General features: G+C 72.4%; 12 protein-coding genes. 8 read left to right on the top strand and 4 right to left on the bottom strand.

Going from position 1 to position 12,322, the window contains the following annotated elements; translation table 11 throughout:
• Together VGB14_09705 and pknB are read left to right on the top strand one after the other, a co-directional pair.
• The coding region (locus VGB14_09705; protein HEX9993188.1) for a penicillin-binding protein 2 at window positions 1-1,582 on the top strand (1,582 nt) is incomplete at its 5' end.
• Window positions 1,583-1,624: 42 nt separating this feature from the next.
• Window positions 1,625-3,343 carry a Stk1 family PASTA domain-containing Ser/Thr kinase gene (gene pknB / locus VGB14_09700; GenBank protein ID HEX9993187.1) on the top strand — a complete coding sequence of 573 codons (1,719 nt, stop codon included), beginning with the start codon at window positions 1,625-1,627 and terminating at the stop codon, window positions 3,341-3,343.
• Window positions 3,344-3,354: 11 nt separating this feature from the next.
• On the opposite strand, the gene VGB14_09695 is transcribed toward pknB, so the two are convergent.
• Complete coding sequence (locus tag VGB14_09695) at window positions 3,355-3,945, bottom strand: aminodeoxychorismate/anthranilate synthase component II (protein ID HEX9993186.1); 591 nt, start codon at window positions 3,943-3,945, stop codon at window positions 3,355-3,357.
• A gap of 32 nt (window positions 3,946-3,977) precedes the next feature.
• On the opposite strand from VGB14_09695, the gene VGB14_09690 reads away from it, so the two are divergent.
• Window positions 3,978-4,313, top strand: coding sequence for a cell division protein CrgA (locus VGB14_09690; protein ID HEX9993185.1), 336 nt, complete (start codon window positions 3,978-3,980; stop codon window positions 4,311-4,313).
• A gap of 91 nt (window positions 4,314-4,404) precedes the next feature.
• Here VGB14_09690 and VGB14_09685 read toward each other — a convergent pair whose 3' ends face one another.
• Entirely contained in the window at window positions 4,405-4,656 is a 252-nt protein-coding gene (locus VGB14_09685; protein HEX9993184.1) for a hypothetical protein, read from the bottom strand.
• A gap of 51 nt (window positions 4,657-4,707) precedes the next feature.
• Window positions 4,708-5,904: a thiolase family protein gene (locus tag VGB14_09680; protein HEX9993183.1), complete on the bottom strand. Its 1,197-nt coding sequence runs from the start codon at window positions 5,902-5,904 to the stop codon at window positions 4,708-4,710.
• A 116-nt stretch (window positions 5,905-6,020) separates the two neighbouring features.
• Here VGB14_09680 and VGB14_09675 point away from each other — a divergent pair, with 116 nt between their 5' ends.
• Both VGB14_09675 and VGB14_09670 read left to right on the top strand, forming a co-directional pair.
• Entirely contained in the window at window positions 6,021-7,829 is a 1,809-nt protein-coding gene (locus VGB14_09675) for an AMP-binding protein (GenBank protein HEX9993182.1), read from the top strand.
• Entirely contained in the window at window positions 7,822-8,730 is a 909-nt protein-coding gene (locus VGB14_09670) for a DMT family transporter (GenBank protein ID HEX9993181.1), read from the top strand. The genes VGB14_09675 and VGB14_09670 overlap by 8 nt, the downstream gene beginning before the upstream one ends.
• A 20-nt stretch (window positions 8,731-8,750) precedes the next feature.
• Here the strand turns inward: VGB14_09670 and VGB14_09665 are convergent, their stop codons facing one another.
• On the bottom strand, window positions 8,751-10,100 hold the full coding sequence (locus tag VGB14_09665) for a hypothetical protein (protein HEX9993180.1): 1,350 nt from the start codon (window positions 10,098-10,100) through the stop codon (window positions 8,751-8,753).
• Window positions 10,101-10,345: 245 nt separating this feature from the next.
• On the opposite strand from VGB14_09665, the gene VGB14_09660 reads away from it, so the two are divergent.
• The 3 genes from VGB14_09660 to VGB14_09650 form a co-directional block, all read left to right on the top strand.
• Window positions 10,346-11,056: a helix-turn-helix domain-containing protein gene (locus tag VGB14_09660; protein HEX9993179.1), complete on the top strand. Its 711-nt coding sequence runs from the start codon at window positions 10,346-10,348 to the stop codon at window positions 11,054-11,056.
• 36 nt (window positions 11,057-11,092) lie between these two features.
• Window positions 11,093-12,037, top strand: a complete 945-nt coding sequence (locus tag VGB14_09655) for an ABC transporter ATP-binding protein (GenBank protein HEX9993178.1) — start codon at window positions 11,093-11,095, stop codon at window positions 12,035-12,037.
• A 3-nt stretch (window positions 12,038-12,040) separates the two neighbouring features.
• Window positions 12,041-12,322, top strand: a 282-nt coding sequence (locus VGB14_09650; protein ID HEX9993177.1) for a hypothetical protein, incomplete at its 3' end; no start/stop codon positions are given.

Here is a 12,322-nt window from a genome sequence, read left to right as displayed (position 1 = left end):
CGTCCAGGTGCTGCGGGCCGACGACTACAACGAGGACCCGACCAACGTGCGGGCCGTGCTGCGGGACTTCGCCGAGCCGAGGGGCACGATCCAGACCGCCGACGGCGTCGTGCTGGCCCGCTCGGTGCCGTCGAACGACCGCTTCGAGCTCCAGCGGGAGTACCCCGAGGCCGAGCTGTTCGGCCACGTCACCGGGTTCTTCTCGATCGTGTTCGGGGCGACCGGGGTGGAGAAGACCTACGGCGAGGAGCTGGCCGGGCGGACGACCGAGCAGCAGCTGCGGTCGCTGTCGGACCTGTTCGTCGACCACGAGCGGACCGGCGACGTCACCCTGACCGTGCGGCGAGACGTCCAGCAGGTGGCCCGCCAGGCGCTCGGGGACCAGCAGGGGTCGGTCATCGCCCTCGACCCCCGCACCGGCGAGCTGCTCGCCCTGTGGAGCTTCCCGTCCTTCGACCCGAACCTCGTGGCGAACCACGACGGCGAGAAGGCGGCCGAGAACCGCGACCTGCTCCTCCTCGCCCCCGGCAACCCGCTGCGGGCGGCGTCGTACCAGGACCGCTTCTTCCCGGGGTCGACGTTCAAGGTGGTGACGTCGTCGGCCGGCGTGGAGAGCGGGCGGGTGACGGTGGACGAGCCGAACTACCCGGTCGCCACCGAGTACGTGCCGCCCCAGACGACGAGGCCGCTCGCCAACTTCGGCGGCGAGGCGTGCGGCGGCACCCTGTTCGAGATCCTGCGGGTGTCGTGCAACACCGCGTTCGCGGAGATGGGCGCCGAGACCCTCGGGCCCGAGATCATGGTCGAACGGGCCGAGGCGTTCGGGTTCAACGAGGCCCCGCCCATCGACCTGCCGGCCCCGGCGACGTCGGTGTTCCCGACCGACTTCGAGCAGAACCTGCCGGCCCTGGCCCAGTCGTCCATCGGCCAGAACGACGTGCAGGCCACGCCGCTCCAGATGGCGCTCGTCGCCGCGGCGATCGCCAACGACGGCGTGATCATGACGCCCCACGTCCTGCGGGAGGTGCGGGACGTGGACGGCGACGTGATCGAGACCTACGAGCCCGAGCCGTGGCGGCAGGCGGTCAGCGCGGCGACGGCCCAGGTCGTCCACGACGCCATGCTCGTCGTCGCCCAGCAGGGCACGGCGACGGCCGCCCAGGTCCCGGGCTACGAGGTGGGGGCCAAGACGGGGACGGCCCAGCTCGGCACCGACCCGCCGTCGAGCCACGCCTGGATGATCGCCTTCGCCGGCCCGCCCGGCCAGGACCCGACCGTCGCCGTCGCCGTGATCGTCGAGGCCCAGCCGGGGGTGAGCGAGGTGACGGGCGGCCGGGTGGCGGGCCCGATCGTCCAGCAGGTGCTGGCCGCCGTGCTCGACATCCAGGCCAGGGAGGCCGCCGAGCAGTCGACGACGACGACCACCGGCTCCACCTCGACGACGGCCCCGTCCACGTCGGTCTCGCCGCCGACGACGGCGGGCACGACGGCCCCGACGGTCACCGTCGCCCCGACGACCTCGTCCACCACGATCCCGACGACGAGCTCGTCGGCCCCTACCACGCCGAGCAGCGAGCCGTGACCGCACCCGCTCGCGCCCGCCACTCTCTGTAGGCTCGGCGGGATGGCGCAACGGGAGCAGCGGGTCTACAGCGACCGCTACGAGCTCGAGCGTCGCCTGGCGCGCGGCGGCATGGCGGACGTGTTCCTCGCGCACGACCAGCTGCTCGACCGCCCGGTGGCGGTCAAGGTGCTGTTCCCGGAGTTCGCCGCCGACCCCGCCTTCGTGGAGCGCTTCCGCCGCGAGGCGCAGGCGGCCGCCAAGCTGACCCACCCGAACATCGTCGGCGTGTACGACTGGGGCGAGGCCGACGGCACGTACTTCATCGTCATGGAGTACGTGGACGGGCGGAGCCTGTCCGAGTGCATCAGGGCCGAGGGGCCGCTCCACCCCCAGCGCACGGCGGAGATCGGCGCCGAGATCGCCGGCGCCCTCGGCTTCGCCCACCGCAACGGCGTCGTCCACCGGGACGTGAAGCCGGGCAACGTGCTGCTCACCCGGTCGGGCGACGTGAAGGTCACCGACTTCGGCATCGCCAGGGCCCTCGCCGCCGGCGCCGAGGCCAACCTCACCCAGACCGGCGCGGTCATGGGCACGGCCACCTACTTCTCGCCCGAGCAGGCCCAGGGCCACGCCGTCGACCCTCGCAGCGACCTGTACTCGCTCGGCGTCGTCCTCTACGAGATGGTCACCGGCCGGCCGCCGTTCGCCGGCGAGAGCCCGGTCGCCATCGCCTACAAGCACGTGCAGGAGCGGCCGGCGCCGCCCCGCGACCTGAACGCGGACGTGCCGCCGGGCCTCGAGGCGATCATCCTGAAGCTGCTGGCCAAGAACCCGGCCAACCGCTACCCGTCGGCCGAGGACCTGCGGACCGACCTCCAGCGCTTCCAGGAGGGTCGCACGGTGGTGGCCGAGCCGGTGCTGCCGCCGCCCGGGCCGGTCCCCGCCGACGCCACCCAGGCCGTCGCCGCCACCCAGGCGCTGGCCGCGACGAGGGCGGCGCCGGCCGCCGCCTACGACGACGGCACCAGGGTCGTCGCCACCCGCACCGACTACGCCCGCGGCGGCCCGCCGCCGGCCCGGCGCAGCGGCGTGTTCCTCGTCGTCCTCCTGCTGCTGCTCGTCGTGCTCGGCGCCCTGCTGTTCCTGCTGGCCCAGTCGCTCGGGGCCTTCGACGACGCCGACGTCGCCCAGGCCGAGGTGCCGAGCGTGGTCGGCCGCCAGCAGGCCGACGCCGAGTCGGCGCTGTCGGGCGCCGGGTTCGAGGTCGTGCCCGTGTTCCAGCAGGACGCGGAAGCAGACGTCGGCGAGGTGATCGACCAGAGCCCTGACGGCGGCGAGATGGCCGACGAGGGGTCGCGGGTGACGATCACCGTCAGCACGGGCGCCGAGCCCAAGCCGGTGCCCGGCGTGATCGGGCAGACCGAGGAGGAGGCGACGAGGCTCCTCCAGGAGGCGGGGTTCGAGGTCCGGCCCACCCGGCGGCCCGACGTCCAGGCGGCCGGCATCGTCGTCGACCAGGTGCCCGACCCGAACACGCCCCTCGGCCCCGGCCAGCCGGTGACGATCGTGGTCTCGACCGGTCCCGAGACGACGACCACCACGGCGCCGCCGACCACGACCACCACCGCGCCGCCGACCACGACGACGACGGCGCCGCCGACCACGACCACCACCGAGGCGACGACGACCACGACCGAGGCGACGACCACGTCGACGACGGAGGCGCCGACCACGACCGAGACCACGACCGAGGACGACACGGGCGACGGCGACGGCTGACGCCGCCGGGGTCAGGAGGCGGGCGCGCCCGCCAGGTCGAGGAAGTTGCGGAGCAGGGCGTGGCCGGCGGTGGTGAGGACCGACTCGGGGTGGAACTGGACGCCCTCGACGGGGAGGCCGCGGTGGCGGATGCCCATGACGGTGCCGTCCTCGGCCGTGGCCGTCACCTCGAGCTCGGGCGGGACGGTGGCGGGGTCGACGACGAGGGAGTGGTACCTGGTCGCTTCGAACGGGCTCGGGAGCCCGGCGAAGACGCCGGCGCCGCCGTGGGCGACGGCCGAGGTCTTCCCGTGCATGACCCGGGGCGCCCGGACCACGTCGGCCCCGAAGACCTGGCCGATGCACTGGTGGCCGAGGCACACGCCGAGCACGGGGCGGCGGCCGGCGAAGCGGCGGATCACCTCGTTGCTCACGCCGGCCGACTCGGGCCGGCCGGGGCCAGGCGAGACCAGCACGGCGTCGGGGTCGAGGGCGACGAGCTCGTCCGCGGTCGCGGCGTCGTTGCGGACGACGACGGGGTCGGCGCCCAGCTCGCCAAGGTACTGCACGAGGTTGTAGACGAAGGAGTCGTAGTTGTCGACGACGAGGACCCGCGCGGCCACGGCCGGGCAGCGTAGGCCCTAACCTCTCGGCGATGGCCAGGGACGAGAAGCGCCCGGCGAGCGGCCGGGCCACGCCGAAGGCGACGCGACCGGCGGGGGCGACGAGCGCCAAGAAGGTCGCCGCCAGCGCCACGGGCACGCCGTCCGGCCGCTACACGCCGCCGATCCCCCGCGAGCACAAGGTCAGCCCGTGGTGGGTGCCGGCGCTGATGTTCACCCTGCTCGGGCTCGGCGCGCTGATGATCCTGCTCAACTACCTCGGCGTGCTGCTGCCCGGGGTGAGCGAGGGCGAGCCGAACAACCTCTACCTGCTCGGCGGGCTGGGGCTGATCCTGCTCGGGATCATCACCGCCACCCAGTACCACTGAGCGTCGTCTTCCCGTCGGCCGGGTGACGAAGTAGTTACACCGGTGTGATCTTCCCCAGGTTGGTCCACACCCTGTGGACAACTCGCCCGGGTCAGTCGTCGACGGGCGCGACGAGGTCCATGTCCTCCTGGCAGTGCCGCGGCGGCTCGGGCACCTCGTCGTTGGCCAGGGTGAGGCGGGCCTCGGCGCCGCAGATCGAGCACCGGTAGGTGATCTTCACCTTGCGGAGCTCGCCCGGCGGGGGCGGCTCGGGCACGGGCCGGGCCAGGCCCCGCAGCATGGCGATGCCGAGCCGCAGGATCACGTAGATGGCGACGAGCGCGATGGCCACCCGGAAGATCACGGCGCCTCCCAGGCTACCGGCGGCCCGGCCGGGCGACCGCCGCCCGGCGGCTCAGCCGAGGCGCTCGATGATCGTGGCGTTGGCCATGCCGCCGCCCTCGCACATCGTCTGGAGGCCGTAGCGGCCACCGCTGCGCTCGAGCTCGTGGACGAGGGTGGCCATGAGCTTGGCGCCCGAGCAGCCGAGCGGGTGGCCGAGGGCGATGGCCCCGCCGTTGACGTTGACCTTGCTCATGTCCGGCCGGTGCTCGGCCTCCCAGGCGAGCACGACCGAGGCGAAGGCCTCGTTGATCTCGACGAGGTCCATGTCGTCGAGGGTCATGCCCGCCCGGTCGAGCACCTTGGAGGTGGCGGGGATGGGCCCGGTCAGCATCATGACGGGGTCGACGCCGGAGAGGGCGAACGACACGAACCGGGCCTTCGGCGTCAGGTGCAGCTCGGCCGCCTTCTCCTCGCTCATGATCAGCACGGCGGCCGCGCCGTCGGTGATCTGCGACGAGTTGCCGGCCGTCACCTTGCCGTCGGGCTTGAACGCCGGCTTCAGGGTGGCGAGCTTCTCGACGGTCGTGCCCGGCCGGATGCCCTCGTCGCGCGCCACGACCTCGTCGGTCTCGACGACCCTGCCGGTCTCCTTGTCCCTGGGTATGGCCCGCACGGGGACGATCTCCCGCTCGAACCGGCCCTCCTCGGTGGCCCGCTCGGCCAGGTGCTGGCTGCGGGCGCCGAACTCGTCGAGCGCCTCGCGGGACAGGCCCCACTTGTCGGCGATGAGCTCGGCGGAGATGCCCTGGGGGACGAGGCCGCCGACGTCGGCGTAGCGGGCCATCACCCGGGGGCCGAAGGGCTGGCCGGTGTTCGGGGCCATCATCGACGCGCCCATGGGCACCAGGCTCATGACCTCCACGCCGGCGGCCACGACCACGTCGTAGGCCCCCGCGATCACGCCCTGGGCGGCGAAGTGGGCCGACTGCTGGGACGAGCCGCACTGGCGGTCGACCGAGGTGGCCGGCACGGACTCGGGCCAGCCGGCGGCGAGGACGGCGTTGCGGCCGATGTTCACGGCCTGGGCGCCGACCTGCATGACACAGCCCATGATCACGTCCTCGACCAGCGCCGGGTCGAGGTCGTTGCGCTCCGAGAGCGCCCGCAGGGTCTCCGCCGCCAGGTCCGCCGGGTGCCACCCGGACAGCTTCCCGTTCCGCTTGCCTCCGGCGGTGCGGACGGCGTCGACGATCACGGCGGTGCGCATGGGGCCTCCACGAGAACTGGACCGGGTGGTCAAGTTTACGTCCGTCGGTCGCGGGTCGGTCCACGGCGGCTCGGGCAAGAATGGCGGCCCCGCCGCCGACGCGAGAGGTGAGCACCGTGACCGACGTGCCGAGTGCCGAGCTCGACCGGGTCGTCCAGGGCCAGACCGTCCCCGAGCGCTTCCTCCGCACCGTGTCGTCGTGCGGCGACCGGGTGGCGCTGCGCTGGCGGGACGGCGACGGGTGGCGGGAGTGGACGTTCCGCGAGTACGGCGAGCGGGTGGCCAGGGCGGCGGCCGGCCTGCGGGCGATGGGGCTCGAGCCCGGCCAGCGCGTCGTGCTGATGATGCGGAACCGGCCCGAGTTCCACGTCGCCGACATGGCCGCGCTGTTCTGCGGGGCGACGCCGATCTCCATCTACAACTCGTCCTCGCCCGAGCAGGTCGCCTACCTCGCCTCCCACTCCGAGGCCGTCCTGGCGCTGGTGGAGGACGTCGGGTTCCTCGAGCGGTTCCTGAAGGTGCGCGACGAGCTGCCCGCGCTGCGGGGCACGGCGATCGTCGACGACCCCGACGGCCTCGCCGGCGACGACGTGCGCCGGTGGGACGACCTGCTGGGCGAGGACGCCGTCGACCTGGCCGAGGGCGCCGGCCTCGTGGGCCCCGACGACCTCGCCACCGTCATCTACACGTCGGGGACGACCGGGCCGCCGAAGGGCGTCATGCTCAGCCACTACAACGTGTGCTGGACGGTCGAGAGCCTGCTGCGGGCGTTCGGCCTGGACGACTACGCCGGCAAGCGGCTCGTCTCCTACCTGCCGATGGCCCACATCGCCGAGCGGATGACCAGCCACTACCAGCAGGCGGCGGTCGGCTACGAGGTCACCACCTGCCCGGAGCCGGGCCGGGTGGCCGAGTACGTGCGCGAGGTGCGGCCGAACGTGATGTTCGGCGTCCCCCGGGTGTGGGAGAAGTTCTACGCCGGCGTGCAGGCGGCCCTGTCCGCCGACGCCGACCGCAAGGCGAAGTTCGACGAGGGCGTCGAGGCGGCCAAGGCGATCGTCGCCGCCCGCACGCTCGGCCAGGCCACCGACGAGCAGCTGGCCACGTTCGACTTCCTCGACCAGGTCGCCTTCCGGGGCGTGCGCGAGCTGCTCGGGCTCGACCAGCTCGACGCCGCCATCAGCGGCGCCGCCCCGATCCCGTCCGAGATGCTCGAGTGGTTCAGGGCCATCGGCGTGCCCCTCTCGGAGATCTACGGGATGTCCGAGTCGAGCGGGCCGATGACCTGGGACGCCCACCGGGTGAAGCCCGGCACGGTCGGCCGGGCCATCCCCGGCTGCGAGGTGCGCCTGGCCGAGGACGGCGAGGTCGTGTGCCGGGGCGGGAACGTGTTCGTCGGCTACCTGAACGACCCCGAGAAGACGGCCGAGGCCAAGGACGAGGACGGCTGGCTCCACTCGGGCGACATCGGCGAGGTGGACGACGAGGGCTACTACCGCATCGTCGACCGCAAGAAGGAGCTGATCATCACGGCCGGCGGCAAGAACATCAGCCCGGCCAACCTCGAGGCGGCGCTGAAGATGATCCCGCTCGTCGGCCAGGCCTGCGCCATCGGCGACCAGCGGCCGTTCGTGTCCGCCCTGGTCGTGCTCGACCCCGACGTGGCGCCCGGGTGGGCGAGGAGCCGGGGCATCGGGTTCGCCTCGCTGGCCGACCTGGCCGACCACCCCGACGTGCAGGCCGAGGTCGACCGGGGGCTGCAAGAGGTGATGGCCCCGTTCAACAACGCCGAGCGGGTGAAGAAGGTGCGGATCCTGCATGACGAGTGGCTGCCGGACTCCGAGGAGCTCACGCCCACGTCGAAGCTGAAGCGGCGGGGCATCCACGCCAAGTACGCGGCCGAGATCGAGGCCATCTATTCGTAGCGCCCGGCGCACGGCGACCGTCGTCGGAGCGGCGGCCGCCGTCGGGTCGGCCGTCTCCTACGCCGGCACGGTCGTCATCGGCCGCACGCTCGCCCGGGACGGGCTCGACGGTCCGACCGCGCTCGGCGTGCGGTTCGTGCTCGGCGCGTCCCTGCTGTTCGGGCTCCAGGCGGCGAGGGGCAGGGCCGTGCTGCCGAGGGGCGGCGACGGCGTGCGGCTGCTGCTGCTCGGCGCCGTCGGCTACGGGCTCGAGTCCAGCCTGTTCTACCTGGCGCTCGAGCGGGGGACGGCCGCCGCCGTCAGCCTGATCTTCTACTCGTACCCGGCCCTCGTCACGGTGGCCACCGTCGCCCTCGGCCACGCCGCCGTCACCGCGCCCCGGCTGGCCGCGGTGGCCGCCTCGTCGGCCGGGGTCGTGCTCGTGGTGACGGCCGGCGGCGACGTGGCCATCTCCGCCGCCGGCATCGCCGCCGCCCTCGGCGCGGCCGTCGCCTTCACCGCCTACCTGGTGACGAGCGACCGCCTCGTCGACCACGACGAGCCCATCCGCAACGCGGCCGCCATCTCGGCCGGCGCCGCGCTCACCATGTTCCTGCGGGGGGTGGTGGGCGGCGGGTTCTCGTCGCCGGCGGGCCACTGGCCGCTGCTCGTCACCTACGGGCTGATGAACGCCGGGGCCTTCGGGCTGATGTTCACCGCCCTCCGCCGGGTGGGCGCCACCACCACCGCGGTGCTGCTGACCGCCGAGGTGTTCGCCACGGTGCTGCTGGCCGCCGCCTTCCTCGACGAGCCCCTCGGCTGGGTGCAGGTCGTCGGCGGCGTCGCCATCGTGGGCGGCGGCGCCATGGCCGCGGCCACGGGACCGCGGATCGACCCGGAAGCGGCGGCGGAGCCGCCCTAGCATCCCGGCGGTGCCCGAGGTCAGGCCTGGCACGCTGCGACCAAGTCGTTCTCGTCGAAGTCCACGGGCGGGGGATCACCGACGCTTCCCGTCAGCAGCACGGCGTTCGCGCCGTCGTCCGTCGGATCCACGAACCACTGCGTGGTACGACCAGCGTCGGTCGAGGCAGGGCCGATGGCAGCGAGCAGCGTCCCCTCTCCCAGGTAGGAGAAGTAGTCGTCCAGGAGCTCGGGTGGGACGTAGTAGACGTCCCCAGGTCGCGTCTCCCTCTCTCCGAGGGAGACGACCTTGGCCGCCCGCGAGAGCAGACCGTTGACGCGCCCGTCTCGATCGAGACGTACGTGGAAGTCGCCGGCGCCTCGCCAGCAGTCGATGCGCGGCTGAAGCTGGCCGCCGATCCCTGTCGAGGAGAAGTCGCCCTGCGAGAGGGCGCGAACGGCCCGAACTGCAGGGCCGTTGATCACGGCAGCGCCGACACTCGAGGCAACCAGGACGGCTTCCGCGTCGGCGAACCACTGGGCGATCGATCCATCGGCGAACTTCTCGACCGCCAGACCGCATCCGAAGTCGGGATCTACGCCAACCCGTGCCGCCCTCTCGATGTGCTCCTTGACATCCGCCGGCTGTCCGTCTCCGATCGGCACGCAGTCCTCACCAGCGCCGGCGTCATCGGCCGCCCCACCGCGGCCGTCTTCGTCGGACGGCGCGCCATCAGTTCCGGGTTCGGGCTCCGGCGGTTCCACCTTCTCACTGGGCGTTCGGCGCGCCGTCTTCTCGCTCCGTGACCTGGCCCGCTCCGTCCGGTCCACCACGACGTGGAGCGGAGCTGCGAACGACCCGAGCGCTCCGGCAGCCAACGACACCGTCACGATGAGTATGAGGGCCTTCCGGACGATGCGGCCCAACAGACGGCGCTGTCCCTCTGGCCAGTACCTGAGCGCCACGAGCAGTAGGACGCCGAGGAGGACAGCTGCGGCTGCTTGTGGTGACCGAACACTCGCGATTCGCAAGAGCGGACCGGCCGACAGCGCAACGTTGAGGATCGGAAGCACCGCATGTGCGCCCTCGGGCCACCCGGCGCTGCGACGGGCGTACTCCACGGCCGCCCACCAGACGTGCATCCATGCGCCCGCTGCGAGAGCGGAGACGAGGGACACCCACCCGACGAGATCGTCGTCGAGGCGAACTGACACCCCAAGAACGGCGACGATCGAGGCGGTCGTCCCGACCTGACCGAAAAGCTGCCTTCCCCGCATGCTCGCCACGTGCCGCACGGCACAACGGAGGTCGTCGACTACAGCGGCCCACCCCGTCGGGACGAGCGGCGAGACGGTCTCCGCCTCCGTTCGCTCCTCGGTGGAGTTCGCCACGCCCGCTCCTCGGACAGTCGTGTCCTAGACCGACCATACTGTCTCGATACTGGGACATCAACCCAACGGGTGCCATTCGGCTCGATAGCTCGAGAAATTGGCGCGTGTGGTCCGCCGAGCCAAGCCGGTTACAGTGGCGGCGCCGTGGGCACGACGGTTCCACCTTGACAACCAGCCCGCCGTCCCAGACAGTAGGGACGCATCGCGGTCGGGCGGCCGCGCGGGGTGAGGAGACCGATACAGCCATGCCTTCGATCGAAGAGTTGCGCTCGAAGTTGAGCTACAAGCGGGATCTCATCGCCGAGGCTGCTCTGCGCTGTTTCTCCAGAACCCCCGTGGATGACGTGTCAATCGCGGACATCATTCGAGAGGCCGGGATCCCGAGAAGCTCCGCGTATCGTGAGTTCCCCGGGGGCAAATCGGAGATCACTCGATATCTTCACATCCAAACGGTTCTCATCGTCCGTGGGGCCATCCGACGACGAATCAGCTCACCGCACTTCGACAATTATCGGTCGATCGTGCAAGAAGCGGCACGTGGTCTCTTCGACGGCCTTTCGTGGGCGCCGTGGACCGGCGAGTTCCTCGTCAAGCGACCAGGTCTCGCTACCGCGTACGCACTGAACCCCGAGGAAGGCGGACTGATCCGTGAGATCGGGGATTATGCCGCATCTTGCGCGGCCCGATTCGGCGCTACGAATGCGACGCTGCCGGCCCGTCGGCTCGTTCGCGACCTACTTACAGAAGCATGTCGGGAACTCGAAGAGTCAGCCGAGCCATCATGGCCCGCCGAATTTCCGTCTTGGCCGCGTTGGATCGACACAACGGTCGAAGCCTTTCTGCGTTCCACGAAGCTCCAGAATCTCGAATTGCCATCGGGGATAACGCTGCACGAGGAGTCACCGAAGGGTTCCATTGCCGGTCTCCTCGCAGCGGCGGGAGCCGCCCGCATCTAGCGCAGCGGCGGCCGAGCCGCCCTAGCATCCCGGGCGGTGCCCGACACGGTGCTGGCCTGCTCGGACCTGCGCAAGCGCTACGGCGACCGGGTGGCCGTCGACGGGGTCGGCTTCGAGGTGGCCGAGGGCGAGACCTACGGGCTGCTCGGCCCCAACGGCGCCGGCAAGACGACGACGATCTCGATGGTGTGCGGCCTGCTCCAGCCCGACGGCGGGCGGGTCGAGGTGGCCGGCCGGCCGCTCACCCCCCGCAGCACGACGGCCAAGGCCGCGCTCGGGCTGGTGCCCCAGGACATCGCCCTCTACGGCGACCTGACGGCCCGGGAGAACCTGCGCTTCTTCGGGCGCCTCCAGGGCCTACGCGGCGCCCGGCTCGACGAGCGGGTGGACGACGCGCTCGGCGTCGTCGGCCTGGCCGACCGGGCCGACGACCGGGTCGAGTCGTACTCCGGCGGCATGAAGCGGCGGGCCAACATCGCCGCTGGGCTGCTCCACCGGCCGAAGCTGCTGGTCCTCGACGAGCCGACGGTCGGCGTCGACCCGCAGAGCCGCAACGCCATCCTCGAGAGCATCGAGCGCCTGGGCGGCGAGGGCCTCTCGGTCGTCTACACCACCCACTACATGGAGGAGGCCGAGCGGCTCTGCGACCGCATCGGCATCCTCGACGACGGCCGCCTCGTGGCCGAGGGCACCCGGCGCGAGCTGGTGCGCCGGCTGGGCCAGGGCGACCGGCTGACCGTGTCGGTGGCCGGCGACGTCGAGGCCTTCGCCGCCGCCTGCCGGGCCCTGCCGGGCGTGCAGGCCGTGGCCGTCGTGCCCGGCGGCCAGGTCGAGCTGCGGGTGGACGACACGAGCCGGGCCCTCGCCCCGGTGGTCGAGGCCGCCGAGCGGGCCGGGGTCGAGGTCGGCGGCATCGACGTGGCCGAGCCCGACCTCGAGGCGGTGTTCCTGCACCTGACGGGCAAGGCGCTCAGGGACTGACGGGTGCTCGGCGCCGCCCTCCTCGTCGCCGGCCTCGACCTGCGCCGGCGAGCCCGCGACCGCTCGTTCCTCGTCGCCGCCGTGCTCGGCCCGCTCGCGCTCGCGGTGATCATCAGCACGGCGTTCGGCGACCTGCGCGACGGGGTGGACGCAACCATCGCGGTGGTCGACGAGGACGGGTCGCCGGCCGCCGCCGGGTTCGTGGAGGCGCTCACCGCGGAGGTGACCGCCGACGATGACGGCGCGGACGGCGGCGGCCTGCGCTTCGAGGCGGCCGGGTCGGCG

The sequence above is a fragment of the Acidimicrobiales bacterium genome (assembly GCA_036399815.1).
GTDB lineage: Bacteria > Actinomycetota > Acidimicrobiia > Acidimicrobiales > DASWMK01 > DASWMK01.
Note: the sequence above shows the minus strand (reverse complement) of the source record. Positions and strands in the feature narration are given on the sequence as shown.